Here is a 22,663-nt window from a genome sequence, read left to right as displayed (position 1 = left end):
TTTTTTGTATGATGTCCGACCCGCGCGCACAGGGCGCCGATTGAGGTTGAGCATGCAGGCCGTAGAAGTGAAGAGCTTCCTTGAAGGAAAGCTGCCAAACACCAAGGTGGAAGTTGAAGGCGAAGGCTGCAATTTCCAGCTGAATGTGATTAGCGATGAACTGGCGGCGTTGAGCCCGGTGAAGCGTCAGCAGCAGGTCTATGCCCATTTGAACCCATGGATCACCGATGGCAGCATCCATGCGGTCACTATGAAATTTTTCAGCAGCGCGGCCTGGGCCGAGCGCACCTGAGCCCAAGGGCGTCGAGATTCTTATGGATAAATTGATTATTACCGGTGGCGCTCGTCTTGATGGCGAGATCCGCATTTCCGGGGCAAAGAACTCTGCCCTGCCGATCCTGGCTGCAACTTTGCTGTGCGATGGCCCGGTTACCGTTGCCAACCTGCCGCACCTGCACGACATCACCACCATGATCGAGCTGTTCGGTCGCATGGGCATCGAGCCGGTGATCGACGAGAAACTCAGCGTCGAAATCGACCCGCGCACCATCAAGACCCTGATCGCTCCGTACGAACTGGTAAAAACCATGCGTGCGTCGATCCTGGTGCTGGGCCCGATGGTTGCCCGTTTCGGTGAAGCCGAAGTCGCACTGCCTGGCGGCTGCGCCATCGGTTCGCGTCCGGTGGACCTGCACATCCGTGGTCTTGAAGCCATGGGCGCGGTCATCGACGTCGAAGGCGGCTACATCAAGGCCAAGGCGCCTGAAGGCGGCCTGCGTGGCGCGCACTTCTTCTTCGACACCGTCAGTGTGACCGGTACCGAAAACATCATGATGGCCGCTGCCCTGGCCAAGGGCCGCAGCGTGCTGGCCAACGCCGCGCGCGAGCCTGAAGTGGTCGACCTGGCGAACTTCCTGATCGCCATGGGCGCCAAGATCTCTGGCGCCGGCACCGACACCATCACCATCGATGGCGTCGAGCGTCTGCACACCACCACTTACAAAGTGATGCCGGACCGTATCGAAACCGGTACCTACCTGGTTGCCGCCGCCGTGACCGGCGGTCGTGTGAAGGTCAAGGACACCGATCCGACCATCCTCGAAGCCGTCCTGGAAAAACTCCGTGAGTCGGGTGCCGAAATCAACTGCGGCGAAGACTGGATCGAGCTGAACATGCACGGCAAGCGGCCAAAAGCCGTCAACGTGCGCACTGCTCCATACCCGGCGTTCCCGACTGACATGCAGGCGCAGTTCATCTCGCTCAACGCCATTGCCGAAGGCACCGGTGCCGTGATCGAGACGATCTTCGAAAACCGCTTCATGCACGTTTACGAACTGCACCGCATGGGCGCCAAGATCCAGGTCGAAGGCAACACCGCCATTGTCACCGGTACCGAGAAGCTGAAAGGCGCGCCAGTCATGGCCACCGACCTGCGTGCTTCGGCCAGCCTGGTGATCTCGGCGCTGATCGCTGAAGGCGACACCCTGATCGACCGCATCTACCACATCGACCGTGGTTACGAGTGCATCGAAGAGAAACTGCAGATGCTCGGCGCCAAGATCCGCCGCGTACCGGGCTAGTTTTTTGCTGCATGGGCATAAGGATGTGCCCGTTGAATTCGTTTCAAGTCGAGGGTACTTCACCCACGATGTGTGTCCGGCGCCGTTTGTGACCGGGCACGTACCTTGATAAGGACTGACGTTTCCCATGTTGACCATCGCACTGTCCAAGGGCCGCATCCTTGACGACACCCTGCCGCTTCTGGCTGAAGCGGGCATCGTGCCGACCGAGAATCCGGACAAGAGCCGCAAGCTGATCATCCCCACGACCCAGGAAGATGTACGCCTGCTGATCGTGCGCGCCACCGATGTGCCGACCTATGTCGAGCATGGTGCCGCTGACCTGGGCGTCGCCGGTAAAGATGTGCTGATGGAATACGGCGGCCAGGGCTTGTACGAGCCACTGGACTTGCGCATTGCCCTCTGCAAGCTGATGACCGCTGGCCGTGTCGGCGACGTCGAGCCCAAGGGCCGTTTGCGGGTGGCGACCAAGTTCGTCAACGTTGCCAAGCGTTACTACGCCGAACAGGGGCGTCAGGTCGACATCATCAAGCTGTACGGCTCGATGGAACTGGCGCCGCTGATCGGTCTGGCGGACAAGATCATCGACGTGGTCGACACCGGCAACACCCTGCGCGCCAATGGCCTGGAACCCCAGGATTTCATTGCCGACATCAGCTCCCGGCTGATCGTCAACAAAGCTTCGATGAAAATGCAGCACGCCCGTATCCAGGCGTTGATCGACACCCTGCGCAAGGCAGTGGAGTCTCGACACCGCGGCTGATTCACCTGCGCGACCTTGAGTCGCGCCCGTCTATCCGCCTCATAGCCAGAATCTCAGGTGCCCAAGCGGAAACGACTGCTAAGTTAGGGCGCCTGAGTTTTTGCCATTCCTATGAGGCTCTCGCTATGACCGCACCGACTGCAATTCGCCGACTCAACGCTGCTGACCCGGATTTCGCACATCATCTGGATCATCTGCTGAGCTGGGAAAGTGTGTCTGACGACTCGGTCAATCAGCGGGTGCTGGACATCATCAATGCCGTGCGCGAGCGTGGCGATGCGGCGCTGGTGGAATTCACCCAGAAGTTCGACGGCCTGGAAGTCGCCTCGATGGCCGACCTGATCCTGCCGCGCGAGCGCCTGGAACTGGCCCTGACCCGCATCACCGTGCCGCAGCGTGAAGCGCTGGAAAAAGCCGCGGCCCGTGTGCGCAGCTACCACGAAAAGCAGAAACAGGATTCCTGGAGCTACACCGAGGCCGATGGCACGGTGCTGGGCCAGAAGGTCACGCCGCTGGATCGCGCCGGTCTTTATGTCCCGGGCGGCAAAGCGTCGTACCCGTCGTCCGTACTGATGAATGCGATCCCGGCCAAAGTGGCGGGCGTGACCGAAGTGGTCATGGTGGTACCGACCCCGCGCGGTGAAATCAACGAGCTGGTATTGGCCGCAGCGTGCATCGCTGGCGTCGATCGTGTGTTCACCATCGGTGGCGCCCAAGCGGTTGCCGCGTTGGCTTATGGCACCGAAAGCGTGCCGAAGGTCGACAAGGTGGTCGGCCCGGGCAACATCTATGTCGCCACCGCCAAGCGTCACGTGTTCGGCCAGGTCGGCATCGACATGATCGCCGGTCCGTCGGAAATCCTCGTTGTGTGCGACGGCCAGACCGATCCGGACTGGATTGCCATGGACCTGTTCTCCCAGGCCGAGCACGACGAAGACGCACAGGCAATTCTGGTCAGCCCGGACGCCGGGTTCCTCGACCAGGTTGCCGCCAGCATCGCCAAACTGCTGCCGACCATGGAACGCGCCGAGATCATCGAAACCTCGATCAATGGCCGTGGGGCGCTGATCCAGGTTCGTGATATGGAGCAAGCCATCGAAGTGGCCAACCGCATCGCACCGGAGCACCTGGAGTTGTCGGTCGCCGATCCACAAGCGTGGTTGCCGCAGATCCGTCACGCCGGCGCAATCTTCATGGGCCGTCACACCTCCGAGGCCTTGGGCGACTACTGCGCCGGCCCGAACCACGTGCTGCCGACTTCCGGCACCGCACGGTTCTCCTCGCCGCTGGGCGTGTACGACTTCCAGAAACGCTCGTCGATCATCTTCTGCTCCGAGCAGGGTGCGTCGGAATTGGGCAAGACCGCTTCCGTGCTGGCCCGTGGCGAGTCGCTGACCGCCCACGCCCGCAGCGCCGAATACCGCATCATTGACGACAAGCAGGGGAACTGAGATGAGTAAATTCTGGAGCCCGTTCGTCAAGAACCTGGTGCCTTACGTGCCGGGCGAGCAACCGAAACTGGCGAAACTGGTGAAGCTCAACACCAACGAAAACCCGTACGGCCCATCGCCAAAAGCCCTGGCGGCGATGCAGACCGAGCTCAACGACAACCTGCGTTTGTACCCGGACCCGAACAGCGACCTGTTGAAGAACGCTGTCGCCAAGTACTACGGCGTGCAAAGCAATCAGGTGTTCCTCGGCAACGGTTCCGATGAAGTCCTGGCGCACATCTTTCACGGTTTGCTGCAACACGATCAGCCGGTGCTGTTCCCGGACATCAGCTACAGCTTCTACCCGGTCTACTGCGGGTTGTACGGCATCACGTTCGACGCGGTGCCGCTGGACGAGCAGTTCCAGATCAACCCGGCGGATTACGCCAAGCCGAACGGCGGGATCATCTTCCCGAACCCGAACGCCCCGACCGGTTGCCTGCTGGCGCTGGACGCGGTTGAGCAAATCCTCAAGGCCAGCCCGGATTCGGTGGTCGTGGTGGATGAGGCTTACATCGACTTCGGTGGCGAGACGGCGATCAGTCTGGTGGGCCGCTATCCGAATTTGCTGGTGACTCAGACGTTGTCCAAGTCCCGTTCCCTGGCCGGCCTGCGGGTCGGTCTGGCGGTGGGGCATCCGGACCTGATCGAGGCGCTGGAGCGGATCAAGAACAGCTTCAACTCTTATCCGCTGGACCGCCTGGCGAACGTCGGTGCAGCCGCCGCGTTCGAAGACCGCGAGTACTTCGACAAGACCTGCGGGTTGGTGATCGAGAATCGCGAGAAGGTCGTCGCGCAACTGCAAGCCAAGGGCTTTGAAGTGCTGCCGTCAGCGGCGAACTTCATCTTCGCCCGGCATCCGCAGCACGATGCAGCGGGGCTGGCGGCGAAGTTGCGCGAGCAAGGCGTGATCGTCCGGCACTTCAAGCAGGAGCGCATTGCGCAGTTCCTGCGGATTTCGATTGGCACACCTGAACAGAATCAGGCACTGATCGACGGCCTCGGCGACCTCTAAACACCCCACAACCCCTGTAGGAGCAAGGCTTGCCCGCGAAGAACGATGACACGGTGTATCAAGTACACCGCGTCATTGTTCTTCGCGGGCAAGTCGGATCGCCGCACCGCTCGCTCCTACAGGGATCGTGTGGGGAGTGCTTACTGTTCTTCTTTCTCTTTGACCGGCGCCGGTGGCGGGCGCAAGCCGATTTCAGCGGTCAGCTTCAGCTCCTTGCCGTTGCGCATCACCTGAACCGTGACTTTGTCGGTCGGTTTGATCCGCGCGACCTGGTTCATCGAGCGGCGACCATCACCGGCCGGTTCGCCGTCGATGGTGAGAATCACGTCACCCAATTGCAGGCCAGCCTTCTGCGCAGGGCCGTCACGGAAAATCCCCGCGACCACAATGCCCGGACGTCCCGATAGGCCATACGACTCCGCCAGCTCCTGGCTCAACGGCTGCACTTCGATACCGAGCCAGCCGCGAATCACCTGGCCGTGTTCGATGATCGACTTCATCACTTCCATCGCCAGTTTGACCGGGATCGCGAAACCGATGCCTTGCGAACCGCCGGACTTGGAGAAGATCGCCGTGTTGATCCCGGTCAGGTTGCCATTGGCATCCACCAGCGCACCGCCGGAGTTGCCGGGGTTGATCGCGGCGTCGGTCTGGATGAAATCTTCGTAGTTGTTCAGGCCCAGCTGGTTACGGCCGGTGGCGCTGATGATGCCCATGGTCACGGTCTGGCCGACGCCGAACGGGTTGCCGATGGCCAGCGCGACGTCGCCGATGCGGATGTTGTCCGAGCGGCCGACGGTGATCGACGGCAGGTTTTTCAGATCGATCTTCAGGACCGCGAGGTCGGTTTCCGGGTCGCTGCCGATGACGCGGGCCAGGGTTTCACGCCCGTCCTTCAGCGCGACGACAATCTGGTCGGCGCCGCTGGTCACGTGGTTATTGGTCAGCAGGTAGCCTTCCGGGCTCATGATCACGCCGGAGCCGAGGCTCGATTCCATGCGTTTCTGCTTGGGCGCGTTGTCGCCGAAGAAGCGACGGAACTGCGGGTCTTCGAACAGCGGATGGTTCGGTTTGTTGATGACTTTGGTGGTGTACAGGTTCACCACCGACGGCGCAGCGGTGGTGACTGCGTCGGCATAGGACACCGGCCCCTGTTGCATGGTGGTGGTTTGCGGGGCTTGCTGCAGGTTGACGTCGAGGCTTGGAAGCCCGACCCACTGCGGGTAACGCTGGATGATCAATAGAGCGATAAGCACGCCGGCCAACAGCGGCCAGCCGGAAAAACGCAGCGCCTTGAGCATTAAGCACGTCCTGAGAGGTTGCAGGCGGTTAGAGACCGCCCATAATGTCGCGCATTATACGAGGCCGCGCGCGCCTCTGAACGGGATATTTAGGAGTCTTTTATGGCCGTCGCCCTGAGCACCCTGGTCGAAGAAGCCGACCGTTATCTGAACAGTGCAAAGATTGCCGATTATTGCCCCAACGGGTTACAGGTCGAAGGCCGGCCGCAGGTGATGCGCATCGTCAGTGGCGTCACGGCCAGTCAGGCGTTGCTGGATGCGGCCGTCGAAGCGCAGGCCGATCTGGTGCTGGTGCATCACGGTTACTTCTGGAAGGGCGAGAACCCGTGCATCACCGGCATGAAGCAGCGTCGGTTGAAAACTCTGCTCAAGCACGACATCAGCCTGCTGTCCTATCACTTGCCGCTGGACCTCCACCCGGAAGTCGGTAACAACGTGCAGCTCGCCCTTCAGTTGGACATCACCGTCGAAGGGCCGTTGGATCCGGATAACCTGAAGATTGTCGGTCTGGTCGGCTCGTTGAACGAACCGATGACGCCGCGTGATTTCGCTCGCCGCGTGCAGGAAGTCATGGGGCGCGAGCCGCTGCTGATTGAAGGCAGCGAGATGATTCGTCGGGTCGGCTGGTGCACCGGTGGCGGCCAGGGGTATATCGATCAGGCGGTTTTGGCGGGCGTCGATCTGTACCTCAGCGGCGAGGCGTCCGAGCAAACCTTCCACAGCGCCCGGGAAAACGACATCAGTTTCATCGCCGCCGGTCACCACGCCACCGAGCGTTATGGTGTGCAGGCGCTGGGGGATTACCTGGCGCGACGGTTTGCGCTGGAGCACATCTTCATCGATTGCCCGAATCCGATCTAGTTTCATGTAGGAGCGAGGCTTGCCCGCGAAAAACGATAACGCAGTACATCAGGCACACCGCGTTATCGTTCTTCGCGGGCAAGCCTCGCTCCTACAAGGTCCCTGGGCCCAAACGAGGGGGTATATTCATATACCCTTTCGATCTAGCTCGCGGCCTGATTAGAAGAGGTCGCTGTGCTAGGATTCCCCGCTCGAACACGGCCCGCTGGCCGTCCATAAGATCGTTTTCGTGAGTAGCCATGGTCGACAAACTGACGCATCTGAAACAGCTGGAGGCCGAAAGCATCCACATCATCCGCGAGGTCGCCGCCGAGTTCGATAACCCGGTGATGCTGTACTCCGTCGGTAAAGATTCCGCCGTGATGCTGCACCTTGCGCGCAAGGCATTCTTCCCGGGCAAATTGCCGTTCCCGGTGATGCACGTCGACACCCGGTGGAAGTTCAAGGAAATGTACGAATTCCGCGACCGCATGGTCGAAGAACTCGGCCTGGACCTGCTGGTGCACGTGAACCCCGATGGCGTGGCCCAGGGCATCAACCCGCTGACCCACGGTAGCGCCAAGCATACCGACATCATGAAAACCGAGGGCCTGAAACAGGCGCTCGACAAGTACGGTTTCGACGCCGCTTTCGGTGGCGCTCGCCGCGACGAAGAGAAGTCCCGCGCCAAAGAGCGCGTGTATTCCTTCCGCGACACCAAGCACCGCTGGGACCCGAAAAACCAGCGTCCAGAGCTGTGGAACGTCTACAACGGCAACGTCAACAAGGGCGAATCGATCCGCGTTTTCCCATTGTCGAACTGGACCGAACTGGACATCTGGCAGTACATCTACCTCGAAGGCATCCCGATTGTGCCGCTGTATTTCGCCGCCGAGCGCGACGTCATCGAGATGAATGGCACCTGGATCATGATCGACGACGAACGCCTGCTCAATCACCTGAGCGACGAAGACAAGGCGCGCATCGTCAAGAAGAAAGTCCGTTTCCGTACATTGGGTGACTACCCGCTGACCGGTGCGGTCGAGTCCGAGGCCACCAGCCTGACCGACATCATTCAGGAAATGCTCCTGACGCGAACTTCCGAACGCCAGGGCCGGGTCATCGATCACGATGGCGCAGGCTCGATGGAAGAAAAGAAACGTCAGGGTTATTTCTAAGGGGTTGTCATGTCGCACGCATCTGATTTGATCAGCGAGGACATCCTCGCCTACCTGGGCCAGCACGAACGCAAGGAAATGCTGCGCTTTCTGACCTGTGGCAACGTCGACGACGGCAAGAGCACCCTGATCGGGCGCCTGCTGCACGACTCCAAGATGATCTACGAAGATCACCTGGAAGCCATTACCCGCGACTCGAAAAAAGTCGGCACCACCGGCGAAGACATCGACCTGGCATTGCTGGTCGACGGCCTGCAGGCCGAGCGTGAGCAGGGCATCACCATCGATGTCGCTTACCGCTACTTCTCCACCGCCAAGCGCAAATTCATCATCGCCGACACCCCTGGCCATGAGCAGTACACCCGCAACATGGCCACCGGTGCATCCACCTGTGACCTGGCGATCATCCTGGTCGACGCGCGCTACGGCGTGCAGACCCAGACCCGTCGCCACAGCTTCATCGCCTCGTTGCTGGGCATCAAGCACATCGTGGTCGCCATCAACAAGATGGACCTCAATGGCTTCGACGAAAGCGTGTTCGAGTCGATCAAGGCCGATTACCTGAAGTTCGCCGAAGGCATCGCGTTCAAGCCGACCACCATGGCCTTCGTGCCGATGTCGGCGCTGAAGGGCGACAACGTGGTGAACAAGTCCGAGCGCTCGCCGTGGTACACCGGCCAGTCGCTGATGGAAATTCTCGAAACCGTCGAAATCGCCAGCGACCGCAACTACACCGACCTGCGTTTCCCGGTGCAGTACGTCAACCGTCCGAACCTGAACTTCCGTGGTTTCGCCGGCACCCTGGCCAGCGGCGTCGTGCACAAGGGCGATGAAGTCGTTGTGCTGCCGTCGGGCAAGAGCAGCCGCGTGAAATCCATCGTCACCTTCGAAGGTGAGCTGGAGCATGCCGGTCCGGGTCAGGCTGTGACGCTGACCATGGAAGACGAGATCGATATCTCTCGCGGCGACTTGCTGGTGCACGCCGACAACCTGCCGCAAGTGACTGACGCCTTCGACGCCATGCTGGTATGGATGGCCGAAGAACCGATGCTGCCGGGCAAGAAATACGACATCAAGCGGGCCACGACGTACGTGCCGGGTTCGATCACCAGCATCGTCAACCGCGTTGACGTGAACACCCTGGAAGAAGGTCCTGCCAGCGCGTTGCAGTTGAACGAGATCGGTCGCGTCAAGATCAGCCTCGACGCCGCCATCGCGCTGGACGGTTACGCGAGCAACCGCACCACCGGTTCGTTCATCGTCATCGACCGTTTGACCAACGGCACCGTCGCCGCCGGCATGATCATCGCTCAGCCGTTGGCGCATGGCAGCAGCACGCACCACGGCAAACTGGCGCACGTTGCCACCGAAGAACGCGCTCAGCGTTTCGGCCAACAGCCGGCCACCGTGTTGTTCAGCGGCTTGTCGGGCGCGGGCAAAAGCACTCTGGCGTATGCGGTTGAACGCAAGTTGTTCGACCTGGGCCGTGCGGTGTTTGTGCTCGATGGCCAGAACCTGCGTCACGACCTGAACAAAGGTCTGCCACAGGATCGCGCCGGGCGTACCGAGAACTGGCGTCGTGCCGCGCACGTTGCGCGTCAGTTCAACGAAGCCGGTCTGCTGACCCTTGCTGCGTTTGTTGCGCCGAGTGCAGAAGGGCGTGAGCAGGCCAAGGACCTGATCGGCAAGGAGCGTCTGCTGACGGTCTACGTCCAGGCCTCGCCGACTGTTTGTGCCGAGCGTGATCCGCAAGGCTTGTACGCCGCGGCCGGGGATAACATTCCGGGCGATTCCTTCCCGTACGACGTGCCGCTGGACGCCGACCTCGTGGTCGACACCCAGTCGCTGTCGCTGGAAGAAAGCGTCAAGCAAGTGCTGGATCTGCTGCGCAAGCACGGCGCGATCTAAGCGTTAGCTGCTAATGAAAAACCCGCCGATGAGTGATCATCGGCGGGTTTTTTTGTGCCCCTGAAATCGCCTTCGCGGGCAAGCCTCGCTCCTACGGGATGGGTGTGACCGCGACATCGGGAACGACGTAAATCCGTAGGAGCGAGGCTTGCCCGCGAAGGGGCCGGAACAGGCACCTGATTACTGGGCGGGATACTCGCGATGCATCTGCGTCAACAACGCATCCTTGTCTAACCAAAGCTGATTGATCCACCCCTGAAACTGCAACCGATACTCCCCATCCTGGTCGTAGTTCTTGCCAATAAACTGCGGCGGAATCTTCAACTCCTGAAAGTGCACCACCACGTCCGCAACGTTCCCGCATAACAGATCCCAATACCCCGGACGCCCGCCCGGATAGTGGATGGTCACGTTGACGATCGACTCCAGCTGCTCACCCATGGCGTCCAGCACAAACGCAATGCCACCGGCCTTGGGTTTGAGCAGGTACTTGAACGGGGATTTCTGCTGCGCATGCTTGCCTTCGGTGAAGCGCGTGCCTTCGACGAAATTGAAAATCCCCACCGGGTTATCACGAAACTTCGCACAGGTCTTGCGCGTGGTTTCCAGGTCTTTGCCTTTCTTCTCCGGGTGCTTTTCCAGGTAAGCCTTGGAATAGCGCTTCATGAACGGAAAGCCCAGCGTCCACCAGGCCAGGCCAATCACCGGCACCCAGATCAGCTCTTGCTTGAGAAAGAATTTCAGCGGCTGGATACGACGGTTGAGCACGTACTGCAACACCATGATGTCGACCCAGCTCTGGTGGTTGCTGGTGATCAGGTACGAGTGCTGATAGTCCAGCCCTTCAAGGCCGCTGAGGTGCCAGCGGGTGCGGCGGACCAGGTTCATCCAGGCCTTGTTGTTGCTGATCCAGGCTTCATGGGTATGGTTCATCAGCCAGCGTGTGAAACGCTGGGTGAGGGCGAACGGCAACACCTTGAAAATCGCTACGCAGAACAGAAACGAGCAGAGCAGAATCGTATTCAGTGCCAGCAACAACGATGCAATCACGCCGCGTGCGGCGGCAGGCAGGAAATCCAGCATTTAAACATCCAGAGGTCGGTTGGCAGCTTGAATCGCGGTCAACGCGATGGTGTACACGATGTCGTCGACTTGCGCGCCACGCGGCAGGTCGTTCACCGGTTTGCGCAGGCCTTGCAGCATCGGGCCGAGGCTGACGCAGTCGGCGCTGCGCTGCACGGCTTTGTGCGTGGTGTTGCCGGTATTCAGGTCGGGGAACACGAACACCGTGGCGCGGCCGGCGACCTGACTGTTCGGCGCCAGTTGCCGGGCAACGGTTTCGTTGGCGGCGGCGTCGTACTGCAACGGGCCGTCGATCAGCAGCGAATGTTGTTGTTCGTGGGCGAGCAACGTCGCCTCGCGGACCTTCTCGACCTCTTCGCCGCTGGCCGATTCACCGCTGGAGTAGCTGATCATCGCCACGCGCGGCGTAATGCCGAACGCTGCTGCCGAGTCCGCACTTTGCAGGGCGATCTCGGCCAGTTCCGTGGCGCTCGGGTGCGGGTTCATCACGCAGTCGCCGTAGACCAGCACCTCTTCGGGAAACAGCATGAAGAACACCGACGACACCAGGGTGCAGCCCGGCGCGGTCTTGATCAACTGCAAGGCCGGGCGGATGGTGTTGGCGGTGGAGTGAATGACACCGGACACCAGGCCGTCGACTTCATCCAGCGCCAGCATCATGGTGCCGATCACCACGGTGTCTTCCAGTTGCTGCTCGGCCATCGGCGCGTTGAGGCTTTTGGTCTTGCGCAGCGCAACCATCGGCTCGACGTAACGTTCGCGAATCAGGTCCGGATCGAGAATCTCCAGGCCTGGCGGCAGCTCGATATCGTGGGCACGCGCCACGGCTTCGACATCCGCCGGTTTCGCCAGCAACACGCAACGGGCAATGCCGCGCGCCTGACAGATTGCCGCGGCTTGCACGGTCAGCGGCTCGCTGCCTTCGGGCAACACGATGCGTTTGTTGGCGGCCTGGGCGCGCTGGATCAATTGATAACGGAACACCGCAGGCGACAGGCGCATCTCCCGTGGCGTGCCGCAACGCTGGTGCAGCCAGTTGGCGTCGAGGTGGCTGGCGACGAAGTCGGTGATGATCTCCGCACGCTCGCGGTCGTCGATCGGGATTTCCTTGTTCAAACCGTTCAGCTGGTTCGCGGTGTCGTAGGAGCCGGTGCTCACCGACAACACCGGCAAACCGGCCTGCAAGGCGCCACGACACAGGTCCATGATGCGCGGGTCGGGCAGGGTGTCGCTGGTCAGCAGCAGGCCGGCCAGCGGCACGCCGTTCATGGCGGCGAGGCTGACGGCGAGGATGATGTCGTCGCGATCTCCGGGCGTCACCACCAGCACGCCGGGCTTGAGCAGCTCCACGGTGTTGCGCATGGTGCGCGCACAAATGATGATTTTGGTCATGCGCCGGGTTTCGTAGTCGCCGGCATTGAGGATTTGCGCGCCCATCAGATCGGCCACGTCGCGGGTGCGCGGCGCGTTCAGTTCCGGCTGGTACGGGATGCAACCGAGCAAGCGGAAATCACCGCTGCGCAGCAACGGCGAATGCTCCTTGAGGCGCGAGGCGAAGGCCTCCATGCTCTCGTCGGTCTTGACCTTGTTGAGGATCACGCCGAGGACTTTCGGGTCTTTCGGCCCGCCGAACAATTGCGCCTGCAACTCCACGCGACCGGAGAGCTCGGTCAGCACTTCGTTTTCCGGTGCCGAAACCAGAATCACGTCGGCATCCAGACTCTTGGCCAAATGCAGATTGACCCGCGCGGCGTAACTGGCGCTGCGGGTCGGGACCATGCCTTCGACGATCAGCACGTCCTTGCCGATGGCCGCTTGCTGATAGAGCGTGATGATTTCTTCGAGCAGCTCATCGAGCTGGCCGTCGCCGAGCATGCGCTCGACGTGCGCCAGGCCCAGCGGTTGCGGCGGTTTCAAACCGTGGGTTCGCGCCACCAGTTCGGTGGAGCGCTCCGGCCCGGTATCACCAGGATGCGGTTGGGCAATCGGTTTGAAAAAGCCGACCTTGAGGCCGGCCCGCTCGAGGGTGCGCACCAGCCCGAGGCTGATGGAGGTCAGACCCACACCAAAATCGGTGGGCGCGATAAAAAAAGTTTGCATGCGGATTCTCTAAGGGAGCATGACAAAGGTGATCATCTATAGCTGACGATCTACCGAAATTCAGTCGCCAAGGTTATCGCTAACCGAGCCTTGTGCGCACCAACCGCATTCAAAGGGCTGGCCTATTTTTTCAATACGTTGCGCCGGGTCCATGACCCAGGCGCGCGATTGCCACGGCGGCTGGTGGCGCAGGTGCTGCGTGTGGCCACAGGACAGCTCGGCCACCCAATGCCCGTCCTCGTCCTGATGAAAACCTGTGACCGTCGAGCCTGGCGCCGCATTCCGTCTGTCCGGGTTGTGTTCGCTTTCGGACGATTGCTTCGCTAAACTTGGCCTTTCTAAATTCTTATGCAAAAGGTCTCGCCCCATGCTGATCGCCGCCAATAAGGCTGTCTCCATCGACTATACCCTGACCAACGACGCTGGTGAGGTCATCGACAGCTCCGCCGGCGGCGCGCCGCTGGTCTACCTGCAAGGCGCAGGCAACATCATTCCGGGCCTGGAAAAGGCTCTGGAAGGCAAAGCAGTCGGCGACGAGCTGACCGTGGCCGTTGAACCTGAAGACGCTTACGGCGAATACGCTGCCGAACTGGTCAGCACGCTGAGCCGCAGCATGTTCGAAGGCGTCGACGAGCTGGAAGTGGGCATGCAGTTCCACGCTTCCGCACCGGACGGCCAAATGCAGATCGTGACCATTCGCGATCTGGACGGCGACGATGTCACCGTCGACGGCAACCACCCGTTGGCCGGTCAGCGCCTGAACTTCCAGGTCAAGATCATCGCCATCCGTGACGCCAGCCAGGAAGAAATCGCTCATGGTCACGTCCATGGCGAAGGTGGCCATCACCACTGATTTTCTGCGCTAAGCTCAGAGAACTGGAGAGGCGCCCGAGGGCGCCTTTTTAGTCCGCGGCTGTCCTTGGTGGCCTCACCAAGAGGCTGTTTCGAGAAGAACACGGGAATCTGGAGTACGTCATGAGTGCTTTTCACGACCTTAATTTGACAGGCCTGGATGGTCAGGAGCTACCTCTGGCGCCCTTCAAGGGGCATGTCGTGCTGGTGGTCAACGTCGCCTCCAAATGTGGCTTGACCCCACAATACGCGGCGCTGGAAAACCTTTACCAGCAATACAAAGGTAAAGGCTTCAGCGTGCTGGGCTTGCCGTGCAACCAGTTTGCCGGGCAGGAACCGGGTACCGAGAAAGAGATCCAGGAGTTCTGCAGCCTCAACTATGGCGTGACCTTTCCGTTGTCCAGCAAGCTGGAAGTCAACGGTCATGAGCGTCATCAGTTGTACCGCCTGCTGGCGGGCGAGGGGGCTGAATTCCCGGGTGATATCACCTGGAATTTCGAAAAATTCCTGCTCGGCAAGGACGGTCGCGTACTGGCACGGTTCTCACCGCGTACGGCGCCGGATGATCCCACTGTCATTCAGGCAATCGAAAAAGCCCTGAGCTGATTCCCCCTGTAGGAGCGAGGCTTGCCCGCGAAGGCGTCAGGTCAGTCAGTAATGATGTCGACTGACCGACCGCCTTCGCGGGCAAGTCGGAGCGCCGCCCGCTCGCTCCTACGATGCTTTCCACCTTTTATTCCTTAATCACCAAAATCAATAGTGCTATTCAAGGCGTTCCCAACTCCATATTATCGCCGTCATAAAGTCTATTCCCGTGGAGCGTCCCATGCCTGTCAAAGCCCTGTTCAAACCGTTCCACCTCGGCACCCTCGAACTGCCGACCCGTGTCGTCATGGCGCCGATGACCCGCTCGTTTTCGCCGGGTGGCGTACCCAACTCCAAAGTGATCGAGTACTACCGTCGTCGCGCCGCCGCCGGCGTGGGCTTGATCATCACCGAAGGCACCACCGTCGGCCACAAGGCCTCCAACGGCTACCCGAACGTGCCGCATTTCTATGGTGAAGCCGCGCTGGCTGGCTGGAAGAAAGTCGTCGATGCGGTGCATGCCGAAGGCGGCAAGATCGTTCCGCAGCTTTGGCATGTCGGCAGCGTGCGTCGCATCGGCACCGAGCCTGACGCCAGCGTGCCGGGTTACGGTCCGTCGGAAAAGCTGAAGGACGGTCAGGTCGTGGTTCACGGCATGACTAAACAGGATATCCAGGACGTGATCGCCGCGTTCGCTCAAGCCGCCAAAGACGCGCAAAGCATCGGCATGGACGGCGTGGAAATCCACGGCGCCCATGGCTACCTGGTGGACCAGTTCTTCTGGGAAGGCAGCAATCAGCGCACCGATGAATACGGTGGCGACCTGGCGAACCGTTCGCGTTTCGCCATCGAACTGATTCAGGCGGTGCGTGCGGCAGTTGGTGAAGGCTTCCCGATCATTTTCCGTTTCTCTCAGTGGAAGCAGCAGGATTACACCGCGCGTCTGGTGCAAACACCGGAGGCCTTGGGCGAGTTCCTCAAGCCTTTGTCCGACGCTGGCGTGGACATTTTCCACTGCTCGACGCGCCGTTTCTGGGAGCCGGAGTTCGACGGTTCCGAGCTGAACCTGGCAGGCTGGACGCGCAAACTGACCGGCAAGCCGACCATCACCGTGGGTAGCGTCGGCCTGGATGGCGAGTTCCTGCAATTCATGGTCAACACCGACAAGATCGCGCAGCCGGCCAGCCTGGAAAAACTGCTGGAGCGTTTGAACAACGACGAGTTCGATCTGGTGGCGGTGGGGCGTGCGCTGCTGGTGGACCCGGACTGGGCGCAGAAAGTGCGTGACGGTCGTGAGGGAGATATCCTGCCGTTCAGTCGTGAGGCGTTGATGACGCTGGTTTAAGCGGCGACTGGAAAGGCCTCTTCGCGGGCAAGCCTCGCTCCTACAGGATTTGAGTCGTACACAATAATTCGGATCGACTCAAATCCTGTAGGAGCGAGGCTTGCCCGCGAAGCTTTTAAGGCAACAAAGCCACATCAGGCAAAACCTGTTCCTGCGAACAAGCCCCCCGCAACTGCCCCTCGAACTGCTCGATAATCGCTGCCCAACCCTGCCGACTCGCATGCTGGCGCGCATTCAGCCTTACGCATCGCAAGGTTTCGCGCTTCTCCAGCAACCACACCGCGGCATCGCTGAACGCTTCCTCATCCCCCGGCATCGCCAGCACGCCGTTGTAGCCATGGCGAATATGCTGCGCCGCCGCAGCCTGATCGTAGGCCACCACGCCCAACCCTGACGCGAGTGCCTCAAGCACCACATTGCCGAAGGTTTCGGTCATGCTCGGAAACAAAAACACATCCCCTGACGCATAGTGGCTGGCCAGGGCCTCGCCGCGCTGAGTGCCGCAGAAAATCGCTTCGGGCAGTTCCTGTTCCAGGGCCACTCGTTGCGGACCGTCACCGACGATGATCAGCTTTAGGATTCGCTGTGGATAAGTCGCTTTCAACGTGTCGAAACAACGCTTGAGCAACCCAAGGTTCTTCTCCGGTGCCAGGCGTCCTACGTGGATGACTGCGATGTCCTTCTCGCCCAGGCCCCATTGCTCACGCAACGATTGCAGCCGTTTGGTCGGGTGGAACAACTGACTGTCGACCCCACGGGACAGCAATGCCAGCCGCTCGAAATGCCGGCGCTCCAGCTCCAGTCGCTGGCTGACACTCGGCACCAGCGTCAGGGTCGAGCGATTGTGAAACCAGCGCAGGTAGTGGGTCAGCAGGCGCGTGAGCAATCCGAGCCCGTACTGATTGGAGTACTGCTGGAAGTTGGTGTGAAAACCGCTGACCACCGAAATCCCCAGGCGCCGTGCCGCGCGCAACGCGGACAAGCCCAGCGGTCCTTCCGTGGCGATGTACAGCACGTCCGGGCGCTGGCGCTTCCAGCGTCGCAGCAGCTTGTGCATCGACGACTGACCCCATTGCAAACCCGGATACCCCGGCAGCGGCCAGCCCCGGCACAGCAGCAATTCATCGTCGCTGCCCAGCTGCTGATCGCAACCCTGGCGTGGCCGCACCAGTTCAACCTGATGCCCGCGCGCGCGCAAACCGTCGCACAAGCGGCCAAGGGTATTGGCCACGCCGTTGATTTCGGGAGGGAAGGTTTCGGTGATCAGGGTGATATGCAGAGCTGTCGTCATGACCTCAGTGTCGGCTGAGGCCATGTCGTCGTTGTGGCGTTTTGATGATGGATTTGTGACCGCGCGAGCATTGAATGTCATTTGGCCGGGCGACTGAGGATGGGCGTGGGCTAGCGTCGCGTCCACAAAACGTTAACTCGTTCGAGCGTTTGCTGAGGCAAAAAACCATGAAAAGGGTGACGCTTCCCCCCATTGCAGATTAATATGACAGCCTTAAAAATTGTGTAGTGATATTGCTGTGCGTCTAAGTGCTCGTTCTACTTCACAATTACATTTCTCAATGAAGATTCACCGTCGCCAGGGAACAGTGCGTTGAAAAAAGTCGCGATACTTCAATCCAACTACATCCCTTGGAAAGGGTATTTTGACATGATCGCATCAGTGGATGAGTTCATTCTCTATGATGACATGCAATATACCCGGCGTGATTGGCGAAATCGTAATCAGATTAAAACCCCGCAAGGTGTGCAATGGTTGACCGTGCCAGTTTTAGTGAAAGGAAAATATCATCAGAAGATCAGGGAAACTGAGATAGATGGTGTTGACTGGGCCGCTTCACATTGGAAATCTCTGGTTCAAAATTACAGTCGTGCTCCGCACTTCAATGAAATTGCAGAATGGCTTGAGCCGCTTTATCTGAATGAAAGTTATACTCATATTTCAGAGCTTAATCAGCGATTTATTCAGGCTATTTGCGATTACTTGGAAATCAAGACAGTTATTAGTCGTTCATCGGATTATGAGTTGGTCGACGGTAAGACGGAACGCCTTGCCAATCTTTGTGCACAGGCTGGGGGGAGCGAGTACGTCTCCGGGCCTTCTGCCAAGGACTACGTTGATGAAGCTGTATTTGAAGCGATGAATATAAAGTTAACCTGGTTCGATTACTCAGGTTATCCGGAGTATTCGCAGTTATGGGGCGAGTTTACCCATGGCGTCACGGTCCTTGACCTGCTTTTTAATTGTGGAAAAGACGCTCATCGCCAAATGAGGCATGTTGCTCCATGAAGCTCTCAATCGTAGCCACTCTTTATCAGTCAGCCTCTTACATAGAGGAGTTTCATTCGCGCGTGAGTGCTGTCGCGATGACGCTTGCAGGGGATGATTATGAGATCCTGTTGGTGAATGATGGATCTCCCGATAACAGTCTTGATATCGCCATCTCGCTCACTGAACGAGACCATCATGTCGTACTTATCGATCTCTCCCGTAATTTCGGCCATCATAAGGCCATGATGACGGGGCTCTCCCACGCAAAAGGCGAAAAAATATTCCTGATTGACAGCGATCTGGAAGAAGAGCCGGAGTGTTTGCTCAGCTTTGACCAGCAAATCAATCAGACCGCCTGTGATGTTGTTTACGGAGTGCAGGAGCAGCGCAAAGGCGGCTGGTTTGAGCGATGGAGCGGCCGGTGGTTCTATCGTTTCTTTCAAGCCCTGACTGGACTCGCCCTGCCAGAGAATATTGTCACTGCAAGATTAATGACTCGTCGCTACGTGGACGCTTTACTGCGCCATAAGGAACGAGAGGTATTTATTGCCGGTCTTTGGCATATTACCGGGTTTGAACAGCAGCCGCAGACGGTCAAAAAGAGCAATACCAGTCAGACGACTTATACACTCAGAAGAAAAATGTCTATATTGGTGAATTCGGTAACATCGTTCAGCAATGCGCCATTGATTGGTATTTTTTATATAGGTGTGTCTATTTCGTTTTTCGCACTACTTTATATTCTATATTTGACAGCGCACTGGATGTTTCTCGCAAAGCCAATGAGCGGCTGGACGTCGGTCATGGCCTCTATCTGGCTACTTGGCGGCATGATAATTTCGTTTATCGGTGTCGTGGGGATCTATCTTTCCAAGATATTTTCCGAGTCAAAACAGCGCCCCTACACTATCGTGAGGCAGATTTATGCACAGCGACAAAACTGAGCTCCTTGATGAAGTAGCGAGCTATTACTCGAGCAAGCTTGCACTGCATGGCGAGACACCGAATGGGGTGGACTGGAATGGTGAACAGGGCCAGGCGCTGCGTTTCGAGCAACTCTGCAAAGTAATCGATGGCCCGCAGGACTGTACTGTCAATGATCTGGGATGTGGCTACGGTGCGCTGGTTGACTACTTAAATAACAAGCCTCAGAAATTTTCATATCTTGGTATAGATGTTTCAAAAGAGATGATTCAGGCCGCCGAACAGCGTTACGCAAAACTGTCCGGTGTTCGATTCATTGCCGGGTCCGAGCCCGACTCTGTCGCTGACTATGGCGTTGCCAGTGGTATTTTTAATGTTCGCCTGGGTCGTTCAGACGACGAGTGGCTGAGCTATCTTGAAAAAACACTGGATGTTCTGGATCGAACAAGTCGTCTGGGGTTCTCTTTTAATTGCCTCACCTCCTACTCTGACGAAGATAAGAAGCGAGATGATCTGTACTACGCCGATCCTTGCCTGTTATTTGATATATGCAAACGGCGTTACTCTCGTCATGTAGCCCTTCTGCACGATTATGGGTTGTACGAATTCACTATTCTTGTAAGGAAAATGTGATGAAAAAAAAATTAGTGATTTTCGGCTCTGGCGATATTGCGCAGCTGGCCCACTTTTATTTTAGTACAGACTCCGCTTATGAGATTGTTGCTTTCACTGTGGACGGTAGTTATATCGAGGCGCCTACTTTCTGTGGTCTGCCAGTCGTTGCATTCGAAGACGTAGCCGAGCACTATCCAACGCACAGTCATGAGCTGTTTATTGCCCTGAGCTACTCGAAGCTCAATGCAGTGCGCAAAGAAAAATATCTTGCAGCCAAGGCGCTCGGCTACACGCTTGCCAGTTACATAAGCAGTCATGCCACGGTGCTCAATGAAGGCCGGATTGGCGACAATTGTTTTATTCTTGAAGACAATACCATTCAGCCATTCGTTAATATTGGCAATAATATTACTTTGTGGAGCGGTAACCATATTGGTCACCACTCTACGATTCAGGATCATACGTTTATCGCATCCCATGTAGTGATTTCTGGTGGTGTGCATATCGGCGAGCAGTGTTTTATCGGGGTCAATGCGACTCTTCGCGATCATATAACGGTCGAGGACAAGTGCGTCGTTGGTGCAGGTGCGCTGCTGTTAGCAAACGCTGAACAGGAGGGTGTCTTTATCGGCACGGCGACTGAGCGCTCTAAAGTTCCCAGCAGCAAGCTGAGAAAACTATGAAGTCGACATGGAAAAAGCTCGGGCAATTATTTTTTGTCGAGGGTGATTCGCGTCATCCCAAGTTACTATCTCATGCCGCCAACCCGTTACCGGTACATCTGCACGATGATGTCTTTCGGGTATTTTTCAGTGGTCGGGATTCTGATAACCGCTCCTCCGTTGGGGCTGTGGATATCGATATTGAAAAACGAAAAATCATCAAAGAACACCCTTCACCTTTCATGGAACACGGACCGAAAGGCAGTTTTTACGCTGATGGTATAAGCATTGGTAACTGCTACACGGTGGATGGCGTGCAATACATGCTTTTCATGGGGTGGCAGGCGCCAATTGATCAGCATTGGAGGGGGGATGTCGGCAGGTTAGTTGTCAATGCGGATACTACGCTGACGCTTGATAGCAAAAATCCGTTCATGAGCGCTGATAAAGACGATCCTATAAGCCTTTCTTACCCGTGGGTGCGTGAAGACGGAAACGGCGGATATGACATGTGGTATGGATCGACCCGTACTTGGGATTCGGGTAACGGAGAAATGATTCATGTGATCAACTCGGCGCATTCCCTTGATGGCGAAAACTGGAAGCGTAACGGCTTGGCAATCCCCTTCGAACTTGGAGTCGCTCAGGCGTTTTCGCGCCCAACCGTCGCAAAAAACCATCTGGGTGGATTGGAGATGTGGTTCTCCTATCGCAGCGGAGCCGGGGAAACCTATCGTATCGGCTACGCAACCACTGACGAAGGCAAGCAATGGCGATTGGCGCTGGAGGAAGCCGCTATCGATGTTTCATCGGAAGGCTGGGATAGCGAGATGATCGAATACCCGTTTGTGTTTGATCATAAGGGAAGTCGGTACATGCTTTATAACGGTAATGGCTATGGTAAAACCGGCTTCGGCCTGGCTGTGCTGGAGAGAGGCTGATGGCTCGTATATTCGATTATGTGTATATATTTGCAACCATCCTGCTGACCGTCTATGGGCAACTTATTCTTAAATGGCGAATCTCTCACTACGGTGCATTCCCCTCTGACACAACTCAAAAAATCAAATTTCTTTTTTTGCTGTTTTTGGATCCGGCGATTGTTTCAGGGTTCGCAGCGGGGTTTTTAGCATCGTTAGCCTGGATGGCGGCGATGACCAAGTTTGATCTTAGTCACGCCTATCCATTTATGAGCTTGAACTTCGTTGTCGTTTTGCTTTTAAGTGGTTGGATTCTAAGTGAGCCAATGACACTCCAGAAATCAATGGGCGTTGGCCTGATTATTCTGGGCACAGTTATTGCCGCGCGTGGATAACAACGAAAAGCAAGTACCTAACGAAGTTTGGCGGTGAGGTTTTCTACTCCACGCTCTCGCACCCAGAATAATGTCGCGCCGGCCACTGCCGCCGGCATCATCAGGATATTGACCACCGGAATCAGCAGCACCAGGTAAACACTCCCGCCGAAGCTCATGCTCTGCCAGCGCTTCTCACGCAGCCAGGCGAGCATCTCGTTCCAGCCCAGCTTGTGGTTGTCCGCCGGGTAGTCGATGTACTGGATCGCCATCATCCATACGCCGAACAGTAGCCACAGCGGCGCGGCGATGATGTTCACCACCGGGATGAACGAGAGGATGAACAGCCCGATCGCCCGCGGCAGGAAGTAGCCGAGTTTGCGCATTTCCCGGGCGAGGGTGCGCGGGATCATGGCGATCAGTTCACTCCAGCTGAAAGCCGGGAAGTCGTCGGTGCCGCGCACCACCACTTCGACTTTCTCCGCGAGAAAACCGTTGAACGGCGCAGCGATGACGTTGGCGAGCATGGTGAAGGTGAAGAACACCATCAACACCACCAGCACCACGAAAATCGGCCAGAGGATGTAGCTGAGAAAACTAAGCCAGTCGGGCAGGGACGGCATCAGCGTATCGACCCACAGACTGAATTGATGGCCGGCCAGATAGATCAATCCGACGAACAGCACCAGATTGATTGCCAGCGGCAGCAACACGAATAAACGCAGGCTGGGGCTGAGGACCAGCTTGAGGCCTTCGCGCAGGTATTGCGGGCCGGACAGAACAGGGGCGGGCATATCGAGCTCCGAGCAGAAGGGAAACGCGCCGACCTTACCGGCTTTGCCTTACG

Annotated in this window: 23 protein-coding genes; 17 read left to right on the top strand and 6 right to left on the bottom strand. The window is 58.1% G+C overall.

Going from position 1 to position 22,663, the window contains the following annotated elements:
* The first annotated feature begins 52 nt into the window (after nucleotides 1–52).
* The 5 genes from ACM6IO_RS28345 to hisC all read left to right on the top strand — a co-directional run bounded on the left by ACM6IO_RS28345 (nucleotide 53) and on the right by hisC (nucleotide 4,848).
* Nucleotides 53–292 carry a BolA family protein gene (locus ACM6IO_RS28345; RefSeq protein ID WP_007901566.1) on the top strand — a complete coding sequence of 80 codons (240 nt, stop codon included), beginning with the start codon at nucleotides 53–55 and terminating at the stop codon, nucleotides 290–292.
* A 22-nt stretch (nucleotides 293–314) separates the two neighbouring features.
* Nucleotides 315–1,580, top strand: a complete 1,266-nt coding sequence (murA, locus tag ACM6IO_RS28340) for a UDP-N-acetylglucosamine 1-carboxyvinyltransferase (protein WP_008026938.1) — start codon at nucleotides 315–317, stop codon at nucleotides 1,578–1,580.
* 127 nt (nucleotides 1,581–1,707) lie between these two features.
* The gene (hisG, locus tag ACM6IO_RS28335) at nucleotides 1,708–2,343 is read left to right on the top strand and encodes an ATP phosphoribosyltransferase (RefSeq protein WP_008026940.1); all 636 of its coding nucleotides are present in this window, start codon (nucleotides 1,708–1,710) and stop codon (nucleotides 2,341–2,343) included.
* 125 nt (nucleotides 2,344–2,468) lie between these two features.
* Nucleotides 2,469–3,794 carry a histidinol dehydrogenase gene (gene hisD, locus ACM6IO_RS28330; RefSeq protein WP_414912642.1) on the top strand — a complete coding sequence of 442 codons (1,326 nt, stop codon included), beginning with the start codon at nucleotides 2,469–2,471 and terminating at the stop codon, nucleotides 3,792–3,794.
* 1 nt (nucleotide 3,795) lies between these two features.
* The gene (gene hisC / locus ACM6IO_RS28325) at nucleotides 3,796–4,848 is read left to right on the top strand and encodes a histidinol-phosphate transaminase (protein WP_192227735.1); all 1,053 of its coding nucleotides are present in this window, start codon (nucleotides 3,796–3,798) and stop codon (nucleotides 4,846–4,848) included.
* Nucleotides 4,849–4,988: 140 nt separating this feature from the next.
* On the opposite strand, the gene algW is transcribed toward hisC, so the two are convergent.
* Entirely contained in the window at nucleotides 4,989–6,149 is a 1,161-nt protein-coding gene (gene algW, locus ACM6IO_RS28320; RefSeq protein WP_008026944.1) for a Do family serine endopeptidase AlgW, read from the bottom strand.
* A 102-nt stretch (nucleotides 6,150–6,251) separates the two neighbouring features.
* Between algW and ACM6IO_RS28315 the strand changes: the two genes are divergently transcribed.
* The 3 genes from ACM6IO_RS28315 to cysN all read left to right on the top strand — a co-directional run bounded on the left by ACM6IO_RS28315 (nucleotide 6,252) and on the right by cysN (nucleotide 10,075).
* Complete coding sequence (locus ACM6IO_RS28315) at nucleotides 6,252–7,010, top strand: Nif3-like dinuclear metal center hexameric protein (protein WP_414912641.1); 759 nt, start codon at nucleotides 6,252–6,254, stop codon at nucleotides 7,008–7,010.
* A gap of 239 nt (nucleotides 7,011–7,249) precedes the next feature.
* Nucleotides 7,250–8,167, top strand: a complete 918-nt coding sequence (gene cysD, locus ACM6IO_RS28310; RefSeq protein ID WP_008026947.1) for a sulfate adenylyltransferase subunit CysD — start codon at nucleotides 7,250–7,252, stop codon at nucleotides 8,165–8,167.
* Between the two features lie 9 nt (nucleotides 8,168–8,176).
* A complete protein-coding gene (gene cysN / locus ACM6IO_RS28305; protein ID WP_192417369.1) occupies nucleotides 8,177–10,075 on the top strand; it encodes a sulfate adenylyltransferase subunit CysN in 1,899 nt (632 codons plus the stop codon).
* Between the two features lie 180 nt (nucleotides 10,076–10,255).
* On the opposite strand, the gene ACM6IO_RS28300 is transcribed toward cysN, so the two are convergent.
* The 3 genes from ACM6IO_RS28300 to ACM6IO_RS28290 are packed head-to-tail and all read right to left on the bottom strand — an operon-like array spanning nucleotide 10,256 to nucleotide 13,657.
* Nucleotides 10,256–11,158, bottom strand: coding sequence for an acyltransferase (locus ACM6IO_RS28300; protein WP_223450707.1), 903 nt, complete (start codon nucleotides 11,156–11,158; stop codon nucleotides 10,256–10,258).
* On the bottom strand, nucleotides 11,159–13,258 hold the full coding sequence (gene pta / locus ACM6IO_RS28295; protein WP_008026952.1) for a phosphate acetyltransferase: 2,100 nt from the start codon (nucleotides 13,256–13,258) through the stop codon (nucleotides 11,159–11,161).
* Nucleotides 13,259–13,318: 60 nt separating this feature from the next.
* A complete protein-coding gene (locus ACM6IO_RS28290; protein ID WP_081500182.1) occupies nucleotides 13,319–13,657 on the bottom strand; it encodes a DUF3565 domain-containing protein in 339 nt (112 codons plus the stop codon).
* On the opposite strand from ACM6IO_RS28290, the gene ACM6IO_RS28285 reads away from it, so the two are divergent.
* From ACM6IO_RS28285 to ACM6IO_RS28275, 3 genes are all read left to right on the top strand, one after another.
* Nucleotides 13,626–14,111 (top strand): FKBP-type peptidyl-prolyl cis-trans isomerase, encoded by a 486-nt coding sequence (locus ACM6IO_RS28285; protein WP_008026954.1) that lies wholly within the window; start codon nucleotides 13,626–13,628, stop codon nucleotides 14,109–14,111. The genes ACM6IO_RS28290 and ACM6IO_RS28285 overlap by 32 nt on opposite strands.
* Nucleotides 14,112–14,233: 122 nt before the next feature.
* On the top strand, nucleotides 14,234–14,716 hold the full coding sequence (locus ACM6IO_RS28280; RefSeq protein WP_008037360.1) for a glutathione peroxidase: 483 nt from the start codon (nucleotides 14,234–14,236) through the stop codon (nucleotides 14,714–14,716).
* 220 nt (nucleotides 14,717–14,936) lie between these two features.
* On the top strand, nucleotides 14,937–16,040 hold the full coding sequence (locus ACM6IO_RS28275) for an NADH:flavin oxidoreductase (RefSeq protein ID WP_008026958.1): 1,104 nt from the start codon (nucleotides 14,937–14,939) through the stop codon (nucleotides 16,038–16,040).
* Nucleotides 16,041–16,155: 115 nt separating this feature from the next.
* Here the strand turns inward: ACM6IO_RS28275 and ACM6IO_RS28270 are convergent, their stop codons facing one another.
* Nucleotides 16,156–17,355 (bottom strand): glycosyltransferase family 4 protein, encoded by a 1,200-nt coding sequence (locus ACM6IO_RS28270; RefSeq protein WP_414912640.1) that lies wholly within the window; start codon nucleotides 17,353–17,355, stop codon nucleotides 16,156–16,158.
* 288 nt (nucleotides 17,356–17,643) lie between these two features.
* Between ACM6IO_RS28270 and ACM6IO_RS28265 the strand changes: the two genes are divergently transcribed.
* From ACM6IO_RS28265 to ACM6IO_RS28240, 6 genes are read left to right on the top strand one after another with little or no spacing between them, the layout of a single operon-like run.
* Complete coding sequence (locus ACM6IO_RS28265; protein ID WP_223481719.1) at nucleotides 17,644–18,339, top strand: WbqC family protein; 696 nt, start codon at nucleotides 17,644–17,646, stop codon at nucleotides 18,337–18,339.
* Nucleotides 18,336–19,265: a glycosyltransferase family 2 protein gene (locus ACM6IO_RS28260; RefSeq protein WP_008037356.1), complete on the top strand. Its 930-nt coding sequence runs from the start codon at nucleotides 18,336–18,338 to the stop codon at nucleotides 19,263–19,265. Before ACM6IO_RS28265 ends, ACM6IO_RS28260 begins: the two co-directional genes overlap by 4 nt.
* Nucleotides 19,246–19,878, top strand: coding sequence for a class I SAM-dependent methyltransferase (locus ACM6IO_RS28255; RefSeq protein ID WP_008037355.1), 633 nt, complete (start codon nucleotides 19,246–19,248; stop codon nucleotides 19,876–19,878). Before ACM6IO_RS28260 ends, ACM6IO_RS28255 begins: the two co-directional genes overlap by 20 nt.
* Nucleotides 19,878–20,543 (top strand): acetyltransferase, encoded by a 666-nt coding sequence (locus ACM6IO_RS28250; protein WP_008037353.1) that lies wholly within the window; start codon nucleotides 19,878–19,880, stop codon nucleotides 20,541–20,543. Before ACM6IO_RS28255 ends, ACM6IO_RS28250 begins: the two co-directional genes overlap by 1 nt.
* Nucleotides 20,540–21,463, top strand: coding sequence for a hypothetical protein (locus ACM6IO_RS28245; protein WP_192227742.1), 924 nt, complete (start codon nucleotides 20,540–20,542; stop codon nucleotides 21,461–21,463). Before ACM6IO_RS28250 ends, ACM6IO_RS28245 begins: the two co-directional genes overlap by 4 nt.
* A complete protein-coding gene (locus ACM6IO_RS28240) occupies nucleotides 21,463–21,837 on the top strand; it encodes an EamA family transporter (protein WP_192227743.1) in 375 nt (124 codons plus the stop codon). Before ACM6IO_RS28245 ends, ACM6IO_RS28240 begins: the two co-directional genes overlap by 1 nt.
* Nucleotides 21,838–21,854: 17 nt before the next feature.
* Here the strand turns inward: ACM6IO_RS28240 and cysZ are convergent, their stop codons facing one another.
* Nucleotides 21,855–22,610, bottom strand: coding sequence for a sulfate transporter CysZ (gene cysZ / locus ACM6IO_RS28235; protein WP_192227744.1), 756 nt, complete (start codon nucleotides 22,608–22,610; stop codon nucleotides 21,855–21,857).
* Nucleotides 22,611–22,663: the final 53 nt, after the last annotated feature.

This window comes from Pseudomonas sp. IT-P44 (assembly GCF_949768225.1).
GTDB classification, from domain to species: domain Bacteria; phylum Pseudomonadota; class Gammaproteobacteria; order Pseudomonadales; family Pseudomonadaceae; genus Aquipseudomonas; species Aquipseudomonas migulae.
The sequence above is the reverse complement of the archived record's forward strand: the minus strand, read 5'-3'. Positions and strand labels throughout refer to the sequence as shown.